Source organism: Bradyrhizobium sp. WSM471 (genome assembly GCF_000244915.1).
Classification (GTDB): domain Bacteria; phylum Pseudomonadota; class Alphaproteobacteria; order Rhizobiales; family Xanthobacteraceae; genus Bradyrhizobium.
Genome location: NZ_CM001442.1, coordinates 3,262,673 through 3,284,637, shown reverse-complemented (window position 1 = coordinate 3,284,637; position 21,965 = coordinate 3,262,673). Strand labels below are relative to the sequence as shown.

Here is a 21,965-nt window from a genome sequence, read left to right as displayed (position 1 = left end):
TCTATCTTTGCGGCATATCTCGCCGCTTGTGCACGACCGCCACGTCGTCGCTGTAGACGCGCTGCCATTGGGGCAGCCGGTCCAGCATCGCTATCGCCGGCGTCCCCGGCGCAAGCAGGGTCGCGCCGATCCTATATTCGTCGAGCAACTCCAGAAAGTCGCCGAGGTCGACCAGCGCCAGGGCGCGATTGTAGCGGTTGATGAACGCTCCCCCGTACAGTTCACCGCGACCGTCGATGAAGGTGGGAATGCCGGCAAAGATCAAATAGCCACCGAAGGAATAATCGTTGAGCACGTGCCCCGCCGTGGCGAGTTTGGCTTCAGCGATGGCAGCCCGAGGGGTAATGGCCGGAGCTGGCCGCATATCGCGGGCCAGCGTCGCCCCGCTCACCACGATCAACACACCGAGCGCGGCCAGGTTCAGGCCGCGTGACGAGCCAGCCTCGTCTTCCCCAATCGGTCCGCCGAACGTCCGCCCCAGCGGAGCCGCCAGATAGAGCGGCGCCAGCATGGCCAGCAGATCCGCATTGCGGATCTGGGCCAGCGCGAAATGCAGCAAGCCGATCACGACCAGGGCCCGCACGACCGGCAGCGTCACGCCGCGCGAGAGCGCGAAGATGCCGGCCAGCAGCAGCAGCTCGAAGAAACCTATGTGGCTGAAATCCTGCGGCCGCCATTCCGCGATCCAACCGAGCGCGGGGCCGAGGCCGAGTGTGGTCAGCGGCATCATCAGCGGTTCGGGCCCGTAGGGGGTCAGGCAGGATGCCGCGACCGCGAGCGCCGTGAACGGTAGCCAACGCAGGAATACGCGTGGCCATTCGCTGCGCTTTTCGCGCAGCAGGGCCTCGAGCCCAGCAGGGCCGATCAGTCCAAGCGCCAGCACCACACTGCCGTGCAGATTGGCCCACACGACCAACAGCGGAAGGGCCCAGTACGGCGGGGGGCCTCCACGATCCATGCAGCGTACCAGGGCAGCCGCCCAGGTCACCATCAGCGGCAGCACCAGCACGTGTGGCCGCGCCAGCATATGCGGCGCCAACAGGATGACGGCCGCGATCACCATGAGCAGCGTCTGGGTCGGCGAAAGCTCGCGCAGCAGGAAGAACGTGAACAGGCCAAAGGCGAGCGCTATCGCCGCGGCGGCGACGACGAGGACGCCCTGCCAGCCGGCAAGCGCGTAGGCTCCAGCGTAGATGATCTCCGAGAGCCATTCGAAGGTGATCCAGGGGGCGCCGTGCCTCGAAAAGGAAAATGGGTCGGTCGCCGGCAGCGTGCCGTGCGCGATGATCCAGCGCCCCACCTCGATGTGCGAATAGCTGTCGGGATCATTGAGCAGCCGCGGTCCAAGGATCAGCAGCAGGACATAAACGCCAAGGCTCACCAGCCAGGGAAGCGCAGCACGCGCCGAAAACGGTTGAACCTCGCTGTGGACGGCCTGGTCACTCATGGCGAGCGCAAGTTAGGGCGCAACCGTTAAATTCCTCTTTGACGTTCACGGCGGTTGGGGAGTGCGCGGCGGACGGTTACTGTTTATGAACCATATTCCTGGCGTGCGTTCCAGATCGTAGTCTGTAGCCCGCCTGCTGCTCGTCACCGCAAGGCAACCCGAGCTCCATGCTGGGCCAGGGCGTCGGACGTGATCTGCGTCAATTGCATGAAGATAGCGGCAGGTAAACATGGAGGCCCAGCCTCCCTGCCGGCACCTTCATGCATCCAGATCCCCCCCGTCCCCAACTCAAGATCCGCCGTGTCAATCTCGATACCGGCCGCGAGAACGTCGTCGTCATTTCCAGGCGGTCGAAGGCGCTACGTGCGGACATCTTTCGCGGCTTCAGCCGCGTCGAGCTTCGACTCGACGGCAAGGTGCTGCTCGCGACGCTCCTGATCACTGACGACGACGCACTGGCCACCCCCGACGAGATCGGCCTCTCCGAGCCTGCGTTCCGGCGTTTCGCGCAAGCCGCCGGCACGCTGGTCACGGTCACGCCCGCCTCCCCTCCGGAGAGCCTGGAGGCGGTGCGCGCCAAAATTCGCGGACGAACGCTGAGTCGGGCGGAAATCGGCGCGATCATCGATGATCTCGCACATTACCGCTACTCCGACATGGAAATCGCCGCATTCCTGATCGGTTCGGCGAGCTTCATCACCAGTGATGAACTCCTGTCTCTTACTGCTGCGATGGCCGAGGCCGGCACGCAACTGGTGTGGCCGACCCCGATCGTCGTCGACAAGCATTGCATCGGCGGCATCCCCGGCAATCGCACCTCGATGGTCGTGGTACCCATCGTCGCCGCGCACGGCCTGCCGATCCCCAAGACGTCCTCGCGCGCCATCACCTCGCCGGCGGGCACCGCCGACACGATGGAGGTGCTGGCGCGGGTCAATGTCGGGGTCGAGGAGATGAAGACGATCGTCGCGACCTGCAATGGATGCCTGATCTGGGGCGGGCACGTGAATCTGTCGCCCGCCGACGACATCCTGATCTCGGTCGAACGCCCGCTCAGTCTCGATACCCGCGAGCAGATGGTCGCCTCCATCATGTCCAAGAAGATCGCGGCTGGCTCGACGCACCTGTTGATCGACATTCCGGTCGGGCCGACGGCAAAGGTCACCAGCGCCGTCGAGGCGATGCGCCTGCGAAAAATGTTCGAGTTCGTGGGCGATCGCTTCGCCCGCACGATCGAGGTGATCACAACCGATGGCCGCCAGCCGATCGGCAACGGCATCGGGCCGGTGCTCGAGGCCAACGACGTGATGGCAGTGCTTGGCAACGAGCCGGATGCGCCGCGCGATCTGCGCGAGAAATCGCTGCGGCTCGCCGCGCATCTCCTGGAACACGACCCGAAGCTGCGCGGCGGCGCAGGCTATGCGCGCGCCCGCGAGCTGCTCGATAGCGGGGCGGCGCTGAAGCAGATGCAGAGGATCATCGACGCCCAGGGTCCGTCGAATTGCAGTACCGAGCTCGGCCATCTTTCGTTCGACGTCAAGGCCGCGGATGACGGCGTCGTCTCCGCAATCGACTGCCTGCGGCTCAATCGCCTGGCACGCACCGCCGGCGCGCCGCTCGACAAGGGCGCCGGCATCCGGCTGTTCAAGAAGATCGGCGACCGGGTCGAGCAGGGCGAGCCGCTTTACCGCGTCTACACCTTCGACCAGCCGGAGTACGATCTCGCGGCGACTGCAACCGCTGCCGACGCCGGGTACGCCATCAAAGATCAGGGTACCCTTCAATGCGGGAGCACGCCGTGAGCACCGTCATCTTCCAGAACCTGTCCTCAGCCACGGGTTCGGCAGCGCGACTGGCGACGAAGCTCGGACTTGCCTGCGAGGACATTGATCTTCACCATTTCCCGGACGGCGAACTGCGTATCACGATCGGCCCGGTCGCGGACACGGTTATCCTCTACGCCGTGCTGGGCCAGCCCAACGAGAAGCTGATCGCCCTGCTGCTGGCCAGTGAAGCACTGCGACGCGCCGGCGCAAAGCGTTTGATCCTGGTGGCGCCGTATCTGTGTTACATGCGGCAGGACGCGGCGTTTCATCCGGGCGAAGCGATCAGCCAGCGCGCCATCGGCCGACTCCTTGCAGGAATCGTCGATCGTGTCGTCACCGTTGATGCGCACCTGCACCGCACGGCCAGGATCGAGCTCGTGTTTCCCGGCATCGAGGCGGACAATCTGTCCGCTATGCCGGCGATTGCGAACACCCTCGCAAAAACTGGAGTCGATCCGGCCACCGTCGTGATCGGCCCCGATTCCGAATCCGAGCCATGGGTGAGTGATCTCGCCCGGCGGCTCCAATTGCAGCATACGGTCGCCCGGAAGATGCGCCACGGCGATCGTTCCGTGCAAATCGAGTTTGCCGAACCCGGCCTGCTTTCCGGTCGCCCGGCGCTGCTGGTCGACGACATCATCTCTTCCGGAGCCACATTGATGGTTGCGGCGAAGGCCCTCGAAGCCGCAGGTGCGAGCTGCATAGACGCCATCGTGACACATGCCCTGTTTCCGCCCGAAATGGTCGCGGCGTTCAGCGACGCCGGCATCCGCTCCGTCCGCTCGACCGACAGCGTGCCGCATCCGACCAACGCGATCGCGCTCAGCGAGATTCTCGCGGCTGCCCTGCGGCCCGAACTGAGCAAGACACCTTCGCCGGAGACGACGACATGAGCATCACCGTTCGATTTTGCGGCGCCGCCCGCACCGTGACTGGCTCGAGCTATCTTTTCCAGACCGCCTCTGGCCGCTTCCTGGTCGATTGCGGCCTGTTCCAGGGGCAGAAGACGCTCAAGGAGCTTAACTACGGCGGTTTTCCCTTCCGGCCCGCCGATATCGATGCGGTGCTTCTCACGCACGCCCATATCGACCACAGCGGATTGCTGCCAAAGCTCGTGCGCGAGGGATTTGGCGGGCCGATCCTGGCGACGCGGGGCACGATCGACCTTTGCTCCTGGATGCTACCTGACGCCGGCAACATCCAGGAGTCCGAAGTTGCACAACTCAACCGGCGCAACGCGGCGCGTGGCCGGAAGGAGGTCGAGCCGATCTACACGCAAGCAGATGCGCTCGCAACGCTGCAATCGTTCCGTCCCGTCGACTATGAACGGTGGATCGACGTGATGTCCGGCGTCCGCGCGCGCTACTGGAACGCGGGCCATCTGCTCGGGTCTGCCTCGATCGAGCTCGAATTTGCCGATGCGGGTGCAACGCGCCTGTTGCGCATACTGCTCTCCGGCGACGTCGGCCCCGAGGCAAAGCTGCTCCAGCCCGATCCGCAGGCGCCGTCGGACCTCGACTACGTCATTTCCGAGTCAACCTATGGCGACCGCGTGCGTGCCGTCACGACGCCGGAGCAACGCCGGCAGCATCTTGCGACAGAGGTCCGCGATGCCGCGGCCGCCAAGGGCGCCCTGCTCATCCCTGCCTTCGCGGTCGAGCGCACCCAGGAACTGATCGTCGACCTCGTCGACCTGATGGAGCGCGGCGAGATTCCTGCAGCGCCGATCTTCCTGGATTCCCCACTCGCGATCCATGCAACGGAGGTGTTCCGGCAGAACGCGACGAGCCTCGATCAGACTGTCGATGTCAGCCGTCTGCTCAACTCGCCGCATCTCAAGTTCACCGAGACGGTGGCCGAGAGCAAGGCGATCATGCGGCTCTCCGGCTTTCACATCATCATCGCGGCCAGCGGCATGTGCGATGCCGGACGGATCCGCCATCATCTGAAGCACTGGCTGTGGAACGCGCATGCGACCGTGCTGCTCACCGGTTTCCAGGCTAACGGCACGCTCGGCCGCTTCCTCCAGAACGGCACCAAGGCGGTACGGATCCAGGGCGAGGAGATCCGGGTCGCGGCGCGGATCCGGATGATCGACGAATATTCCGGACATGCCGACGGCGCCGGCATCGCCCGCTGGATCGCCGCGCGCCGCCCGATCGCGCGCGGGCTGTTCCTGACCCATGGCGAAGAGAATGCGATCGCGGGTCTTGCCGACCGCGTCGCCGAACGTATCCTCCCGGCGGCGAAGATTTATCAGCCGATGCTGGACGACGTCTATGAGCTCTCGACCCCCGAGCCGCGCGTGCTCGATGTCGACCATCGACGCAGGCTCGCGCCGGAAGCCGTAACCCGTCTCGACTGGCACAACGAGATGTCGGAACTCATGCTCGACATCAACGACCGCGTCGCCGCCGCCGCCGACGACCGCGCCCGCGGCGTCATCATCCGAAGGCTGCGGCGGGCGCTGCAGGAGAATGGATAGCGGGGCGCGGGGACGAATAGCCGGGCGCTTTGACGGCCGTGCGAGTCCTGATAGTCTTCAGCATACCGTGGCTCGATGAGCCAACCTGCCAATCGATGAACCAGAGCTGTTTGAAGGATGCGGATGAGAAGCGCGACGCTTTTGGCTCTCGGCCTCATGCTTGCCGGCACCTGGCCGCACGGCGGCGCGACAGGACAGACTTCGATCAGGCCGCCAGTTTCAATTGCTCCGCCCAATGCATCGCCGGCACCCAATCCGGCCGCCGATTACGACGGCTTCAGCGCAGGCGTCGGCGACGACAATGACACGTCAAATCAGGGGATGCCGTCCGCGAGGTCACGCGCAGCAAAGAGCTCCCGGTCCAATCCGGATGGCGCCAGCCAGTCATCGATCGATCAGGAAGACGACGTGGTGAAGAGAAAGCTGACGATCTGCAAGAACTGCAAATAGACGTCTATCTGCCGTTCTCAGGGCAGACTCCCATGCGGCTACGGAGCTCGGGCAGGCCAGCGATGGCGCAACGGGTATTTCGACAGTTCCAGCAACACCAGGGAAACCACAGCTGCCGCCACCGTGATCGCGAGATCGTCGGCATGCAGCGGACCGAAGCGAAACAGCTCCGCTGCGGGTGGCCAAGCGAGGCTCAGGGCGAGCACGGCGGTCACGAACACGACGATGACGGCCAGTGTCCGGTTCGGCCTGGTGAAGGCTTCGAGAAGCGATGTCGAGAACGAGCGATTGACGAAGATCAGGCTCACGATCACCAGCACCAGCGAGAAGAACGTCAACGCCCGCACCTCGTTTTCCGGCATGCCGTAGCTATTCGCCGTCACCATCATGCCGCCGGTCAAGGCCAGCGCAAGACCGCCTTGCAGCGCCGACCAGACCAGCAGGGACCTTGGCAGCAGCGGCTCGTCCGGCGCGCGTGGCGGCCGCCGCATCACGTCGCGCTCTTCGGTCTCGGCCTCGAAAACCAGTGAGCAGACAGGATCGATGATCATTTCGAGAAACGCAATGTGGACCGGCCCGAACAGCAACGGCATCCCCGTCAGCAGCGGCAACAGCGCGAGCCCTGCGATCGGAACATGGACCGCTAGGATGAAGCTCATCGCCTTGCGAAGATTGTCATAGATCCGGCGACCGAGACGAACCGCCTTCACGATCGAGCCGAAATCGTCGTCGAGCAGAACGATCGACGACGCTTCGCGCGCCACGTCGGTGCCGCGCCCGCCCATGGCAATGCCGATATGGGCAGCCTTCAGCGAGGGCGCGTCGTTGACGCCGTCGCCCGTCATGGCGACGATCTCCCCGGCACCCTTGAGCGCATTGACGATGCGCAATTTCTGGGCCGGCGCAATTCGGGCAAAGACGGTTTGTCCCTGTGCCGCCTGGGCGAGTTCGGCATCGGTCATGCCTTCGACGTCCGCCCCTGTCAGGACGCGCCGGGGATCGAGGCCCGCTCGTGTGGCGATCGCAGATGCGGTTGCCGGATAGTCGCCAGTGATCATGACGACACGGACGCCTGCAGAACGGCATTCGGCGACGGCGCCCTCGACTTCAGGCCGGAGGGGATCCGCAAAACCGGTCAGGCCGCAGAAGCGGAAAGCAAAGCCGCGTTGCGTCTCGGGAAGAGACGTCTCCGCGCAGGTCGCCCGCGCCACGCCGAGCACGCGAAGCCCTTCCCGCGCGAGCGCATCGACGCGTGCCCGCAATTCAGACAGCTCTTCCGCGCTCATTCCACACAGCGAGCCGATCGCTTCCGGTGCCCCCTTTGCTGCGACGACGCATTCGTCACCGTTTCCCCGCCATACGTTCGACATCGCGAGGAGGTTGTGACGCAACCCGTAGCTCTGCACGAGGCGTCGGCCGGTCGCGGTGCCGGGTCCGAGCGAATGCAACGCTTTCTCCATGGGATCGAACGGCTCCGGGACGCAGGCCAGAACCCCGGTTTCGATCAGCGGATCGAACGCAGGCTCAGGGCGCGCCGCGGCGCCAGGCGTGTATTGCGCGCCACCGGGCAGCACCAGGCGCGCGACCGTCATGCGGTTTTCCGTCAACGTGCCCGTCTTGTCCGTGCAGAGCACGGTCGCCGCGCCCAGCGATTCGATCGCCGAGGCGCGCCGCGTCAACACGCGAGCCTGCGAGATGCGCCAGGCGCCCATGGCGAGGAACACCGTCAGGACGACGGGAAACTCCTCGGGAAGCATCGACATACCAAGCGCAATGCCTGCCAGCACGCCCTCCAGCCAGCCGCCGCGGTAGATTCCATAGAGGAGTACGGTCAACGCGATGACGATGGCGCTGGCAATGGCAAACATCGTCACCAGCCGCGTGGTCTGCTGCTGCAGGCGTGGCGTTTCCGTCACCAAGGCACTGAGCGATTGTCCGATCTTGCCGATCTCGCTCCGGATTCCGGTCGACAGGACTTCGGCCACGCCGCTGCCCCGCACCACCAGCGTTCCGGAGAACACAAACGGCTGGTCGTCACCGCCGGCATGCGGCGCACGCGGCTGTTCGAGAGCGGGACTTGCCTGCTTTCGGACCGGAACGGACTCCCCCGTCAGCAGCGATTCATCCAGCAGCAGATCGTCGCATTGAACGACGCTAGCATCAGCCGCCACGCGGTCTCCCTCCGAGAGCACGATCAAGTCGCCGCGAACGACCTCGCGGCCGGGAATACGGATGCGTTCGCCTGCGCGGATCACAAGCGCGCGGGGGCTGGTCAGATCACGCAAGGATTCGAGCACGCGTTCGGTGCGCGCCTCCTGCACGATGGTGATGACAATCGAGATCGACGCAAGGACGAGGAGCAGCAAGGCCTCGCCGAGATCGCCCAGGATAAAATAGATCGCCCCGCCGGCCAGCAGCAACAGCAGCATGGGCTCGCGCAGAACCTCGAGGATGAGGCCCACGATCGTACGCCGGCCCGTCCGAGGCAACTCATTGAAGCCTTCGGCCCTGAGCCGGGCCTGCGCTTCGGACGCGGTCAGCCCCTGCATCGCGGGCGATCAAGCAACAGGTATTGGAAGCTCATCCGGGTCCCCGGGAATTCATGGAAAGATGCGGTGTGTCATCATCATCATCACCGCGGCCATTATGGCATGCGACAACCGCCGGCCGGCTTGAGCTGCGTCAAGCATCGACCTGACAGAAGGACGCGGCTGCCTTGCATGGCTGACCTACCTGCGCGGGCATGGAGCCGCGCTTTACCCTCCGCCAGTTTCCTGATCCTCTCTCCCCTAATCAGCCGGGCTAACCGGCCTGCCCAGGGAGAGAGACGCCATGAAGCTCGGCACCGCGATTGCGGAAATCATGAAGCGCGAGGGGATCGCGATCCTCTGCGGCTATCCGGTCAACCATCTGATCGAGCATGCGGCGAAGGCCGATATCCGGCCGGTGATGGTGCGGCAGGAGCGCGTCGGCATCCACATGGCGGATGCGATCTCGCGGGTGACATCGGGACGTTCGATCGGCGCGTTCTGCATGCAGCATGGCCCCGGTGCGGAGAATGCGATGGGCGGCGTCGCGCAATGCTACGGCGAATCCGTTCCCGTGCTGGTGTTGCCGATGGGCTATCAGCGCCGGCTCGCGCATATCGAGCCGAACTTCAATTCCAGCGAGGCGATGAAAGCATTTTCGAAATCGTCGGAGCCGATCATCCTCGCCGCGGAAGTCGCCAACATTTTTCGCCGCGCCTTCACCAAGCTGAAGAACGGCCGCGGCGGACCCGTCATCGTCGAGATCCCTGCGGACATGTGGAACGAGGAGGTGCCGGAGCCGCTGAACTACACGCCCGTGCTGCGCACCCGCTCTGGGGCGGACCCTGTTCATGTGCGGGAAGCGGCCGACCTGCTCGTCAATGCCAAGCGTCCGGTGATCTATGCGGGCCAGGGCGTGCATTACGCGCAGGCCTGGCCGCAACTGAAACGGCTGGCCGAACGGCTCGCCATTCCCGTGACAACCAGCCTTGGAGGCAAATCGTCCTTTCCGGAAACGCATCCGCTCTCGCTCGGCTCCGGCGGCCTTGCGGTGCCGCGCGCGGTGCCGAAGTTCCTGGCCGACGCCGACGTCATTTTCGGCATCGGCTGCTCCTTCACCGAAACAAACTTCGGCATCGCGATGCCGAAAGACAAGACCATCATCCACTCCACACTCGATCCAAACCATCTCAACAAGGACGTGGAAGCCAGGATTGGCCTCGTCGGCGATGCCGGGCTCGTGCTCGACGCGCTGCTGGAGGAGATCGGCAAGACCGTCACCGGGGATCGCGACGCCTCGGCGGTCGCGGCCGAGATCGCGGCCTCGCACAAGGAGTGGCTGGCGAAATGGATGCCGAAGCTCACCAGCAATGATGCGCCCTTGAGCCCCTATCGCGTGCTGTGGGACTTGCAGCACACCGTCGACATCAACAACACCATCATCACCCACGATGCGGGCAGCCCGCGCGACCAGCTCTCGCCGTTCTGGAAGTCGGTCGAGCCCCTCACCTATCTCGGCTGGGGCAAGACGACTCAACTCGGCTACGGTCTTGGGCTGGCCATGGGCGCCAAGCTCGCAAGGCCCGACAAGCTCTGCATCAATGTCTGGGGCGACGCGGCGATCGGCTTCACCGGTATGGATTTCGAGACCGCGGTGCGCGAGCGCATCCCGATCATGTCGATCCTGTTGAACAATTTTTCGATGGCGATCGAATTGAAGGTGATGCCGGTCTCGACCGAGAAATATCGGTCGACCGACATTTCCGGCGACTACGCCGCGATGGCACGCGCCTTCGGCGGCTATGGCGAGCGGGTGACGAAACCTGAGGACATCATCCCCGCGATCAGGCGCGGCATCCAGAAGACGCAGGAAGGCGTTCCCGTGCTGCTGGAGTTCATCACCAGCAAGGAGACCGAGGTGTCGCGGCCGGGCACGTGAAGCAGGCCGAATTCCGGCAGCAAAACTCGCTGTCGCGGCAGCTGGCTCCGGCCACAGAAGATGTGATAATCCGCCCTGGTGCCGCGCATGTCGCGGCATCGAGCCGGAATGCGAATGACCAACCCTTCCAACGATGTCGATGAACTCGAGCGCCTGTTGCAGTCGGCCGCAGCCGAGAACGCGCAGCTTCGAAGCGAGCTTGCGACTGCGCGCGATCGTCAGAGCGCCAGCGCCGGGATTCTGCGCACCATCGCGGCCTCTCCGTCCGATGCCCGGCCGGTCTTCGAGGCGATTGCGTCCAGCTCCCGGCGTTTGCTCGGCGGCTTCTCCGCCACCGTGCTTCAGTTCATCGAGGACGAGCTCCACCTCGTGGCGTTCACACCAACGAGCCCCGAGGCGGACGAAGGGCTGAAGACGTCGTTCCCGCGCAAGATTGCCGACTTTCCGACCTTCGCGCTGGTGCGCGGCGGCGAGACGATCCAGTTTCCCGATAGCGAAGCCGTGGAGGTCCCGGAGCTGAACCGGAACCTTGCGCGACTGCGCGGCTTCCGCAGCGTGTTGTTCATGCCGCTGATGAATCGGGGGACGCCAGTCGGCATGATTAGCGTCACGCGCGCCGAGCCCGGCGCGTTCGCAGCCGACCTCGTGCAGCTGCTCCAGACCTTTGCCGACCAGGCGGTGATCGCGATCGAGAATGCGCGGCTGTTCAACGAGACGCGCGAGACGCTGGAACGCCAGACTGCCACCGCCGACATTCTGAAAGTGATGGCCGCTTCACCGTCCGACGTACAGCCGGTGTTCGACGCCATCGCCGCCAATGCCAACCGGCTGATCGGCGGCTTCTCCACGGCGGTGCTGCGCTACATCGGCGGCGCCGCGCACCTTGCGGCGTTCACGCCGACCGATCCCGCCGGCGATCGCGTGCTGCAGTCCTCGTTCCCGGTGCCATTCGCGCAGTTCCCGCCTTACGAGCTCGTGGCCGGTGGTGCCGCGGCGCAATTGCCCGACACCGATGTCGAACCGGCGGCGCGCAACATCGCGCGCGCCCGCGGCTACCGCAGCATGCTGTTCGCGCCCCTGATGAGCGATGGTGAGGCCATCGGCATCATCATCGCCACGCGGCGAGCGACCGGCGCGTTCGGCGAGCATCATGTGCGGCTGTTGCAGACCTTCGCCGACCAGGCGGTGATCGCGATCAAGAATGTCAGCCTGTTCAACACCACGAGGGAAGCGCTGGAACGGCAGACCGCGACCGCCGACATCCTCAAGGTGATCGCGGCCTCGCCCGCAGATGTGACACCGGTGTTCCAGGCGATCTCCGACAGCGCCAAGACCCTGGTCGGCGGACATTCCTCCACCGTCACGCGCGTCATTGACGGCCTGCTGCACCTCGCCGCCTTCAGCACCGACAACGAAGCCGGCAACGAAGAGCTGCTCAGCTCGTTCCCGGCGCCGCTGTCGGCATCCGGCATTCACAGCCGGGTGGCGACGAGTGGAGAATTCGCATTCCGCAGCGACATGCAGAACGAGCCCGACCTGACGGACGCCATGAGAGAGCTGGCACGGACGCGAGGCTATCGCAGCATCCTCGTGATCCCGATGCTGCGCGACGGCGTCGCGATCGGCACCATCGGCGTGACGCGGCCGGAGGCCGGTCCTTTCCCGGACAAAGCGATCGCCCTGCTCAAGACCTTTGCCGACCAGGCCGTGATCGCCATCGAGAACACGCGCCTGTTCAACGAGGTGCAGGACCGCACCAGAGACCTCGCCAAATCGCTCGACGGTCTGCGCGCGGCCCAGGACCGACTGGTCCAGACCGAGAAATTGGCCTCGCTCGGCCAGCTCACCGCCGGCATCGCGCACGAGATCAAGAACCCGCTCAACTTCGTCAACAATTTTGCATCGCTCTCCGCCGAGCTGACGGACGAGCTGAACGAGGCGCTCGCGCCTGTCCCGCTTGCGGACGACGTCCGCAGCGAGGTCGACGAGCTGACCGGGCTCCTGAAGGACAATCTCGCGAAAATCGTGCAGCACGGCAGGCGCGCCGACTCCATCGTCAAGAACATGCTGCTGCATTCCCGCGAGGGCGGCGGCGAGCATCGGCTGAGCGACATCAACGCGCTGGTCGAGGAGAGCCTCAACCTCGCCTATCACGGCGCCCGCGCCGAGAAGCCGCAGTTCGACGTGACGCTGAAGCGCGAGCTCGACCCCGCGGCCGGGCAAGCGGCAGTGTTTCCGCAGGAGATCACGCGGGTGCTGCTGAACCTGATCTCGAACGGCTTCCACGCGGTGGCCAAGCGCAAGTCGGATGACGGCGCCACCGATTACGAGCCGGTGGTGATCGCCGCAACGCGCGACCTGGGCGACAACATCGAGATCCGCATCCGTGACAACGGCACCGGCATTCCGCACGAGGTGAAGGAAAAGATGTTCGATCCGTTCTTCACCACCAAGCCGGCCGGCGAAGGCACCGGCCTTGGATTGTCGATGAGCCACGACATCGTGGTGAAGCAGCATGGCGGCACGATCGACGTCGCGACGGAGCCCGGCGCGTTCACCGAGTTCACGATTCGATTGCCGCGAAACAGCAGCTTTCCGGACGGAGGCCGCGGCTAGCGGTTCCTACTCCGCCATCTCGACCGGTTGCGTCGTGGAGGGCCCGGCCAGCGGCCGCTCCTCCATCATGATCAGGCAGAGCGCGGCGCCGGCCATCAGCGCGGTGGCGGCGCCGAAGACATAACGGAACGCATGCCGCATGTCGTCGGCGGGGATCGCATTGACGGCGCCGTGATGCTCGCCGGCGAGCGGAACGTCGGCGCCAAGTGCAATGAGCAGGATGGCCGCGAACGCCGCGACCGTGAACGAGGACATCAGCGAGCGGAAGAAGTTCAACGCGCCGGTGATGGTGCCGACCTGCGGACGGGCGACCGAATTCTGCACCGAGACCACGCAGACCGGAAAGGTGGTGCCGAGGCCAAGCGCAAACGCAGCCATCAGCGTCAGCAGCGCCCAGAGCGGCAGCGTCGTCAACGTGAGGGCGAGGCCGCACAGCGCGGCCCAGGACGTTCCGACGATGGCGACCCGCTTGTAGTGCTTGGCGCGCGCCATGGTGCGACCGGCGACGGCCGCGCCGACGGTCGAGACCGCCGCGAGCGGAATCAGCGCGAGGCCCGCTTCGCTGGCGCTGAGATGATAGACCGCCTCGTAATAGAGCGGCAGCTGCACCGTGAGCCCCGTGATCGCACCGAGCGCACAGCCGCCGGCCGTCAGCCCGAACGGCACAACCGATCCTCCGAGCAGCGACAGCGGAAGGAACGGCTCGTCCGCGCGGCGCGCGTGCCACACGAAGGTGACCGCGAGTGCGACGGCGCCGCCCACCATCGCAAGCACGGTCGGCGAGAGCCACGGGAAGCGCGTGCCGCCCCAGGTCAGCACCAGCATGAAGACGACCGCCGAGGCCATCAGCAGCACGCCGCCGAGCCAGTCGACCTTGCGCTTGCGGTGGAACACCGGGATCTTCTTCATCCTGGGCAACAGCAGAGCAATCGCCGCGGCCGCGAGCGGCACATTGATCCAGAAGATCATCGACCAGTGCAGATGCTCGGCGAACACGCCGCCGATGACAGGCCCGAGAATGCCGCCGACCATCCAGACGCTGGAAAAATAGGCTTGGTACTGGCCGCGCTCGCGTGGGCTCACGACGTCGGAGATCACGGTCTGCACCACCGGCATGATGCCGCCGCCACCCAGCCCCTGGAGACCTCGTGCAAGAATCAGCATCGGCAGGTTCGGAGCGATCGCGCACAGCACCGAGCCCGCGACGAACAGGCTGAGCGAGATGATGATCATCGCGCGGCGGCCATAGATGTCGCTGAGCGTGCCGAAAACCGGCGCGACCGCGGTCGAGGCGAGCAGATAGGCGGTAATGACCCAGGAGAGATTGGAGACGTCGTGGAACTGGCGTCCGATGGTCGGCAGCGCGGTCGCGACGATGGTCTGGTCGAGTGCGGCCAGGAACATCGTCAGCATCAGGCTGATGACGATGGTGCGGACCTCGTCCTGCGACAGCGGCGCCGGCGGCGCGAGCGAAGGAGCGTCATCGACGCTCAAGACCTCGCTCGGAAGGCGCGACAGCTCTTCGGCGATATCGTCAGGCAATGTCTGGGGGTCGGCAGAACCGCTCTGCCGCTCGAACTTGTTCATCTCGATCGGAAGCCATGAGGCGGCGCAACGCCGCGAAGGATTCGTTCTATGCAGTCCAATGTAGACAGCAAAGTTCTTCCCAGGCAGGCACCGCGGCGCATGGGAGCATCCCACCCCACGGCCATCCCGAACACGTGATCCGAATCCCTCCCCGACCCCCGGCAGGCGGATCAGTCCTTCGGACGTCGCTTCAAGCGGGCCCGTTTCGGCAGCTGCGCCGGCCACTGCACGATGTGGTTCTCGAGCTCATCGTCCGGGATCTCCACCTCGCTGCCTTCGACCCGTCCGCGTACGGAGACGCCGGCCTCATGCACGGTGTCGGGATCACCTGACACCAGCGGATGCCACCAATAGAGGTCGCGCCCTTCCGCGACGAGCTTATAGCCGCAGCTCGGCGGCAGCCAGTTCAGGGTGCGGACATTGGCCGGGGTCAGGCGGACGCAGTCCGGAACCTTGTCGGAACGATTCGCGTAGTCCTTGCAGCCGCAGGTCGCCCCATCGAGCAGCTTGCAGCCGACATGGGTGAAGTAGATGTCGCCGGTGCCCTCTTCCTCGAGCTTGTTCAGGCAGCAGCGGCCGCAGCCGTCGCACAGGCTCTCCCATTCGGGCCCCGACATCTCTTCCAACGTCTTGGTTTTCCAGAAGAATCCTTCTTGGCCTGAAGGTCGTTTGGGAGCTGCGGTCATGCGCCTCAACAAAAGTTCGAAAGAGCTACGGCTGGTGCCATCTAGGGCGTGCGGCCGTGGGGCTGCAAGCAACGCCCGCGTGAGGCCCGTAATGAACCGGGGTCAATTAGGCCTGTTGTTCAAAATCGCAAGCGTGACCATTGGTTTATAGGCTCTGCTCGGCTAGAAGGAACAGCAAGTCCCCACCGTCGCTGGCCGGGCGCCTTGGGTTTGCCGCAACACTCCCGCAAGACGTCTTGATGCCGCCCCGGCCGGGTGCTTGAACGCTTTCGAACCAAGCCGCAAGGGTTCTAGGTGCGCCAGATCATACCACCGCATTGGAAGGCCCGGATCCGGAATTTCTTCCTGGATCTCGATGCGCGCATCGACTCGTCGCTGTTCTCCTCAGCCAAGGGCATCCGCGAGCTCTACGAGCGCTACTCGACCTTCATGGATCGCTTCTATGTCGGGCGGTGGAAGCGCTGGGTGTTCATCGAGCCGCTGTCGGAGGCTGCGACCCTCGGCCTCGGCGGCCTGGTGGTGATGCTGACCCTCGCCATCCCCGCCTTCCGCGAGACCGCGGACGAGGACTGGCTGAAGAAGTCCGACCTGGCGGTGACCTTCCTCGACCGCTACGGCAACCCGATCGGCAGCCGCGGCATCAAGCACAACGACTCGATCCCGCTGGAAGATTTTCCGGACGTGCTGATCAAGGCGACGCTCGCCACCGAGGACCGCCGCTTCTACGAGCATTTCGGCATCGACATCGCCGGCACCGCGCGCGCGCTCGTCACCAACGCCCAGGCCGGCGGCGTCCGCCAGGGCGGCTCCTCGATCACCCAGCAGCTCGCCAAGAACCTGTTCCTGAGCAACGAGCGCACCATCGAGCGCAAGGTCAACGAAGCCTTCCTCGCGGTCTGGCTGGAATGGCGCCTGACCAAGAACGAGATCCTCAAGCTGTATCTCGACCGCGCCTATATGGGCGGCGGCACCTTCGGCGTCGACGGCGCCGCGCACTTCTACTTCAACAAGTCGGCACGTGACGTGACGCTTGCCGAAGCCGCGATGCTCGCCGGCCTGTTCAAGGCGCCGACCAAATATGCGCCCCACATCAACCTGCCCGCCGCCCGCGCCCGCGCCAACGTCGTGCTCGACAATCTCGTCGACGCCGGCTTCATGACCGAGGGCCAGGTGTTCGGCGCTCGCCGCAACCCCGCCTTCGCGGTCGACCGCCGCTACGAGGCGTCGCCGAATTATTATCTCGACTACGCCTTCGACGAGATGCGCAAGCTGGTCGACACCTTCCCGAAATCCTACACCGAGCGCGTCTTCGTGGTCCGGCTCGCGATCGACACCAATGTGCAGAAGGCGGCGGAAGACGCGGTCGAGAACCAGCTGCGCCAGTTCGGCCGCGACTATCACGCGACCCAGGCCGCCACCGTCGTGTCCGATCTCGACGGCGGCATCCGCGCCATGGTCGGCGGCCGCGACTACGGCGCCAGCCAGTTCAACCGCGCCACCGACGCCTATCGCCAGCCGGGCTCCTCGTTCAAGCCTTACGTCTACACCACCGCGCTCCTCAACGGTTTCACGCCGAATTCGATCGTGGTCGACGGCCCGGTCTGCATCGGCAATTGGTGCCCGCAGAACTATGGCCATTCCTATTCCGGCGCGGTGACGCTGACGCAGGCGATCACGCGTTCGATCAACGTGGTGCCCGTCAAGCTGTCGATCGCGATCGGCCAGAAGGAGCAGCCGAAGGCGCCGAACCCGGCCAAGATCGGCCGCGCCAAGATCGTCGAGGTGGCGCGCCGTTTCGGCCTCAAGGCGCCGCTGCCCGACACGCCGTCGCTGCCGATCGGCTCGGACGAAGTCACCGTGCTCGAGCACGCGGTGGCGTATGCGACCTTCCCCAACCGCGGCAAGGCGGTGACGCCGCATTCCGTGCTGGAAGTGCGCACCGGCGCGGGCGATCCGGTCTGGCGCTGGGACCGCGACGGCCCGAAGCCGCGCCAGGCGATTCCCGCCTCGGTAGCCGCCGACATGGCCGGCATGATGAGCCACGTCGTCAGCGAAGGCACCGCGCGCCGCGCAGCCCTCGACGGCATTCCGACCGCGGGCAAGACCGGCACGACCAATGCTTATCGCGATGCCTGGTTCGTCGGCTACACCGGCAATTTCACCTGCGCGGTCTGGTACGGCAATGACGATTATTCACCGACCAACCGCATGACCGGCGGCTCGCTGCCGGCGCAGACCTGGCACGACATCATGCTCGCGGCGCATCAGGGCGTCGAGGTGCGGGAAATCGCCGGCATCGGCATGGGCCAGAAGCTGCCTCCCGAGCGGATCGCCAACGCGCAGGCCAATGCGGCGCCGAAGGTGCTGGAGACCAAGCCCGGTCCGCCGCCGGTATTGACCAAGCGCGGCGCCGACGTTTTGGTGCGCGTCGAGAAGCTGCTGGATGACGCGGCCAGGATCGCGACCAAATCGGCCGCCACCGATCCCAAGCAAGCCAAGCCGGCATCGTCCACGAGCGCGCTCGCCTTCCCGCAGAACTATGCGGAAGAGAATGCGAACGCATCCGCCCCGCGCAAGAACTAATCGAAACAAAAACTGATCGAAACAAGTGCGGCTGATCCTGATCACATTGACGGCCCTTCTGCTCGCAACCGTGGTGGGCGTCGGCGCGACCTGGATGACGACGACGCGCGGCACCGAGATCGGCGCGCTGACCATCGGCCCCTGGACCGCGCGTCCGCGCACCGGCACCGCCGACGTCGATCCCTATTCGCGCGCCACCATCGTGCGCAACGGCGAGCTGCCGATCGGAACCGGCGACGGCGTCGCCTTCACCGCAACCGCCGACGACAAGAAGAAGGTGCTTGACGGCCGCTGCGACGTCGTGGTCTCCGGCGTGACGCCGCCGGCGCGGTTCTGGACGCTGACGCTTTACGACCGCAAGGGTCATCTCGTCCCCAATTCGCTGCAGCGCTACGGCTTCACCAGCCAGGAGATCGTGCGGCAGTCCGACGGCTCGTTCGAGATCCGCATCGCCTCGCGCTCGCGCGCCGGCAACTGGCTGCCGACCGGTGGCATCGAGCGCTACGCGCTGATGCTGCGGCTCTACGACACTCCGGTCGGCGTTGCCACACGCACCCAGCGCGACGCACCGATGCCCACGATCACGACGGCGGGCTGCTCATGATCCGGCTGTTGTTCACCATCGTTGCCGGCGTGGTGCTGGGCCTCGTGGTTCATCTCGTCAGCGTGCTGGCGCTGCCGCGGATCGCGACCCAGGACGCCTATTCGCGGCTGACGCCGATGACGAAGCTCAACGCCGTCACGCAGCTTCCGCTCGCAGATCCGCAGACCTCGCCGATGCCGTTCATGGACCCGGCCTTTGCGCTCGCGATCTGCCGCTACGATCTGTCGAACGGGCCGATCAAGCTGACGGTCCCCGTCAGCCAGGCCTACACCTCGGTGTCGTTCTACACCCGCAACGAGATCGCCTATTACGCCATCAACGACCGCTCGGCCGGCAAGAAGGTGATCGAGCTCGATTTGATGACCGAGCCGCAGCACAATGAGCTGCCCGAGGACGAAGAGATCACCGCGGCCGACCGCCTGATCATCGACTCCCCCAGCACCACCGGCCTGATCGTGATGAAGGCGCTCGCCCCCGAGCCCGGCCTGATGCCGCAGGCGCAAGGCTCGCTCGCGGCCGCGAGCTGCGGACCGCAGACCGAGGCGCCGGCCAAGGCGGAAGCGCCGCGTGGACGCCGCTGACGCGCGCCGCTTCGGGACCGCAAAAACAAAAAGTCGAAAAACAACCCCATGCACAGTAGCGTTGACATTGAAATCATTAGCCATTTTTGTTGCACCAAATAGGCGTTTGCCGGACCGATAAATCCCTGCCCGTCGCGCTATTCGGATTTGACTCGTCGGGCAAAACACTGGCAGAATCCCACCATCGAAAGTTCACCCGCGCGGAGCAATCCGGCGCGGGTTTTTTGTTGGCGGAGCCTCAAACCGAAGATGGCTTGAATGCCTGCAGCTCGACTTCACCTTCCGGTCGGTGGCTGTAGTCCTGGCGAGTTGAGCCAATCATCTAACGACAAGCTTGTTTCAGCCCAGCGTGCGCGTCTGAGGACGGCATCTCTCACCGGCCCTGGCGGGAGCAGTTCCGCGGCTGAGCGAAGACGAACGGCCTCTTCTGCAAGACCCTCTTGGTGCGATTCATTGAACTTGCGTCGATCGCTCACTGCACGTCCGTTCCGGAGGAGGCGGGAGCGCAAGCAGCGTTCTCATCACCGATAACAGCCACTGATCGGGCGGTGACGTCGGAACGTAGATATTGGCGGAAGCTTCCGTCGGCGCACTAGTGCACACAAGCGGCAGAGAGCGGTTCACGTTGGCGGCACTTCCTCCTGCAGCATGTACGTGGATCAGGTCGGAGCCACCAAGCATCGCGTCCGCTAGCGCGGGGAACAAGGTGAAGGCATGCAGGTTGACCTTGCGGCAGGGAGAGTTGTCATGAACGAAGAGGAGCTGACCAGCAAAGCCGAGCGCGCGCTCGTTACCGTTGCGCTTAGCCTGACGATGCTGGTTCTTTGCATCGGAGCCCTGATCTATCGCTAGCCCGGGGCGACGGCAGCTGCCCGCGATGAAGAGCTTGGCTTGGAAGCGAGAGACGGTGCGCAACGCAGCTGTTGTATCACCACTGTCGCGGTCACCTGACGATGACCCGCCGAATCTTTGTTGTCGACGGGGATTATCGGCGCCGCGCAGCGGCGTCGCTCGTGGTACTCAGCGATCCCCACACGCTGACCCATTCGGTTTATCTCTCTGACGCCTTAGCCACTGTCTGGTGTTCGTCATGAGGTCGCTGCCGCCGCCCACCCATGAGCCGAAGTATTCGACGATGGAGAATTTGAGCGTTGTAAGGAGCCGGAAGCGGACCGCTCTCGCAAAGCGACCCCGCGACCTCGACGGCTCGCTTGGTACTTGCGGTGAGGTGCAATTGAAGAGCGGGCCGATGATCTCTCAGCCATTTTGCGATGCCGAACCCATCTCCGGCCAACTCCACGCTGCTGACAACGAGATCCACCGGAATGGTCCCTTCATCAAGCAACGCGATTGCTTCGTCTGCTGAGCGCGCCTCCAACACCTTGTGACCGCAGCCGCGTAGAAAATCGGCCAGCGCCATGCGGAGCAGCACGTCTTGCTGTGCAAGCACGATGGAGCGGGGGGTGGCTGATTGGTTCGTTTGCATGCCGGACAACCGACGAGTGGCAGTCTTCGTTCCTTACCAACCGGCAATCGCTCTGATCCGCTGTACGACTTTCGGAAGGTCCCACGGTTTCGAAACAAAAAGATCGAATTTGGCGCCGGAGGGTGGTGCCTCCGATGATGTAAGTATTACTTTTAGAGTGGGAAAATCGCGTTTGATCAAAGTTGCGAGTTCCGCGCCGTCCATTGACCCAGGCATTCGAACGTCAGTCACGACCAGCGAAACCTGAGTCCCAGAGTGAAGAACGTCCAGCGCTTCGTCTGCATCGCCGCACTCGATCACCGCGAGACCGTTCTCTCTAAGTTCATCCGCGACCATGATGCGGACCAGCCATCGTCCTCAACGACGAGCACAGGACGCTTCGAAGCGGGATTGGGGTCGGTGTCGAGCATCCTGCCTGTGTTCACTTTTGCCACTCGTTCAATGGGTTGGCCGGAAATCTAATCAGTGCTCCGAGATTTTGTTCCACGGTGACGGCCCCCTTAAGGCGCAGTAGCCTTGCTAGCCTTCCAGGTATGTTAGCGCGTCCAGTTGCAAGAACGAGAGGAGCCTGGTTCTGGCCCACAGCGGTGATTGCCGCTCTCGAGACGACGACAGCTTCTGAGCTGAACCTGATGTTGTTTTCGGTCGAGAGCCCAGGAATTGAGTATGGCAGGGAGCACCATCTCAAGCATCAGACGACGCTCAGCGCGCGCTCATCGATCCTACCGCTCTTCAGTCGGATGCACCCATTTGTACGGGGTGATGCTTTGTGTCGCGGTCAGCTTGATCATGTGGACAGGTGGCGCGGAACGCCCCTTCCGGCATGACCGGCACTTCAGAGACGCTTCGAGCTTCCAGATCTGCGTATCCCGCGGCCGGCGGATCATATCGAGCGGCAGGCTCGCTCGCGCCTTGCACCTGTTGCACTCGACCTCGAGCCAGCGCATGCCGGCATCGAGGCATTGCGCGATTGTGGGGGACGGCTGCGCGGGACCCCCGTAGCCTTCCATCCGCACCGAGCAGGCTTCGGCTTCCGCCCGATCGGCTTCACGAACTGCTTTCGTGGCAACTTCGCGAGCGTGCTTGGCGGAAATCTCCGCCCCCATGATCCGGCCGCTCCAGATGACCTCTCATGATTTCGTGCCCA

General features: G+C 64.6%; 17 protein-coding genes. 10 read left to right on the top strand and 7 right to left on the bottom strand.

Annotated features, from left to right (window positions below; translation table 11 throughout):
* Position 1: 1 nt before the first annotated feature.
* Positions 2–1,447: a hypothetical protein gene (locus BRA471DRAFT_RS14260; RefSeq protein ID WP_007608281.1), complete on the bottom strand. Its 1,446-nt coding sequence runs from the start codon at positions 1,445–1,447 to the stop codon at positions 2–4.
* A gap of 260 nt (positions 1,448–1,707) precedes the next feature.
* On the opposite strand from BRA471DRAFT_RS14260, the gene BRA471DRAFT_RS14255 reads away from it, so the two are divergent.
* From BRA471DRAFT_RS14255 to BRA471DRAFT_RS14240, 4 genes are all read left to right on the top strand, one after another.
* Entirely contained in the window at positions 1,708–3,249 is a 1,542-nt protein-coding gene (locus BRA471DRAFT_RS14255) for a thymidine phosphorylase family protein (RefSeq protein ID WP_007608279.1), read from the top strand.
* Positions 3,231–4,166, top strand: coding sequence for a ribose-phosphate diphosphokinase (locus BRA471DRAFT_RS14250; RefSeq protein WP_007608277.1), 936 nt, complete (start codon positions 3,231–3,233; stop codon positions 4,164–4,166). Before BRA471DRAFT_RS14255 ends, BRA471DRAFT_RS14250 begins: the two co-directional genes overlap by 19 nt.
* Entirely contained in the window at positions 4,163–5,758 is a 1,596-nt protein-coding gene (locus tag BRA471DRAFT_RS14245) for an MBL fold metallo-hydrolase (RefSeq protein WP_007608275.1), read from the top strand. Before BRA471DRAFT_RS14250 ends, BRA471DRAFT_RS14245 begins: the two co-directional genes overlap by 4 nt.
* 123 nt (positions 5,759–5,881) lie before the next feature.
* Positions 5,882–6,208, top strand: a complete 327-nt coding sequence (locus BRA471DRAFT_RS14240; RefSeq protein ID WP_007608273.1) for a hypothetical protein — start codon at positions 5,882–5,884, stop codon at positions 6,206–6,208.
* A 38-nt stretch (positions 6,209–6,246) separates the two neighbouring features.
* On the opposite strand, the gene BRA471DRAFT_RS14235 is transcribed toward BRA471DRAFT_RS14240, so the two are convergent.
* Positions 6,247–8,757: a cation-translocating P-type ATPase gene (locus BRA471DRAFT_RS14235; protein WP_007608271.1), complete on the bottom strand. Its 2,511-nt coding sequence runs from the start codon at positions 8,755–8,757 to the stop codon at positions 6,247–6,249.
* Between the two features lie 262 nt (positions 8,758–9,019).
* Between BRA471DRAFT_RS14235 and BRA471DRAFT_RS14230 the strand changes: the two genes are divergently transcribed.
* Positions 9,020–10,675, top strand: coding sequence for a thiamine pyrophosphate-requiring protein (locus BRA471DRAFT_RS14230; protein ID WP_256379931.1), 1,656 nt, complete (start codon positions 9,020–9,022; stop codon positions 10,673–10,675).
* Positions 10,676–10,789: 114 nt separating this feature from the next.
* Positions 10,790–13,291 (top strand): GAF domain-containing protein, encoded by a 2,502-nt coding sequence (locus tag BRA471DRAFT_RS14225; RefSeq protein WP_007608267.1) that lies wholly within the window; start codon positions 10,790–10,792, stop codon positions 13,289–13,291.
* A 6-nt stretch (positions 13,292–13,297) separates the two neighbouring features.
* Here the strand turns inward: BRA471DRAFT_RS14225 and BRA471DRAFT_RS14220 are convergent, their stop codons facing one another.
* On the bottom strand, positions 13,298–14,878 hold the full coding sequence (locus BRA471DRAFT_RS14220) for an MDR family MFS transporter (RefSeq protein WP_007608265.1): 1,581 nt from the start codon (positions 14,876–14,878) through the stop codon (positions 13,298–13,300).
* 170 nt (positions 14,879–15,048) lie between these two features.
* The gene (locus BRA471DRAFT_RS14215; protein WP_007608264.1) at positions 15,049–15,564 is read right to left on the bottom strand and encodes a YcgN family cysteine cluster protein; all 516 of its coding nucleotides are present in this window, start codon (positions 15,562–15,564) and stop codon (positions 15,049–15,051) included.
* 294 nt (positions 15,565–15,858) lie between these two features.
* Between BRA471DRAFT_RS14215 and BRA471DRAFT_RS14210 the strand changes: the two genes are divergently transcribed.
* Genes BRA471DRAFT_RS14210 through BRA471DRAFT_RS14200 form a run of 3 tightly spaced genes read left to right on the top strand, consistent with a single transcriptional unit; the run spans position 15,859 to position 19,332 of the window.
* Entirely contained in the window at positions 15,859–18,147 is a 2,289-nt protein-coding gene (locus tag BRA471DRAFT_RS14210; protein WP_007608263.1) for a transglycosylase domain-containing protein, read from the top strand.
* 25 nt (positions 18,148–18,172) lie between these two features.
* Positions 18,173–18,751, top strand: a complete 579-nt coding sequence (locus BRA471DRAFT_RS14205; protein ID WP_007593444.1) for a DUF1214 domain-containing protein — start codon at positions 18,173–18,175, stop codon at positions 18,749–18,751.
* Positions 18,748–19,332 carry a DUF1254 domain-containing protein gene (locus BRA471DRAFT_RS14200; RefSeq protein ID WP_007608261.1) on the top strand — a complete coding sequence of 195 codons (585 nt, stop codon included), beginning with the start codon at positions 18,748–18,750 and terminating at the stop codon, positions 19,330–19,332. The genes BRA471DRAFT_RS14205 and BRA471DRAFT_RS14200 overlap by 4 nt, the downstream gene beginning before the upstream one ends.
* A gap of 1,051 nt (positions 19,333–20,383) precedes the next feature.
* On the opposite strand, the gene BRA471DRAFT_RS14195 is transcribed toward BRA471DRAFT_RS14200, so the two are convergent.
* Positions 20,384–20,818 carry a response regulator gene (locus BRA471DRAFT_RS14195; RefSeq protein ID WP_007608258.1) on the bottom strand — a complete coding sequence of 145 codons (435 nt, stop codon included), beginning with the start codon at positions 20,816–20,818 and terminating at the stop codon, positions 20,384–20,386.
* Positions 20,819–20,851: 33 nt separating this feature from the next.
* Positions 20,852–21,154, bottom strand: coding sequence for a response regulator (locus BRA471DRAFT_RS40345; protein WP_050992614.1), 303 nt, complete (start codon positions 21,152–21,154; stop codon positions 20,852–20,854).
* On the opposite strand from BRA471DRAFT_RS40345, the gene BRA471DRAFT_RS38840 reads away from it, so the two are divergent.
* Positions 21,074–21,280 (top strand): hypothetical protein, encoded by a 207-nt coding sequence (locus tag BRA471DRAFT_RS38840; protein WP_198287920.1) that lies wholly within the window; start codon positions 21,074–21,076, stop codon positions 21,278–21,280. The two genes, BRA471DRAFT_RS40345 and BRA471DRAFT_RS38840, sit on opposite strands and share 81 nt — an antisense overlap.
* A gap of 260 nt (positions 21,281–21,540) precedes the next feature.
* Here BRA471DRAFT_RS38840 and BRA471DRAFT_RS14185 read toward each other — a convergent pair whose 3' ends face one another.
* Entirely contained in the window at positions 21,541–21,924 is a 384-nt protein-coding gene (locus BRA471DRAFT_RS14185; RefSeq protein WP_007608256.1) for a hypothetical protein, read from the bottom strand.
* Between the last annotated feature and the right edge of the window lie 41 nt (positions 21,925–21,965).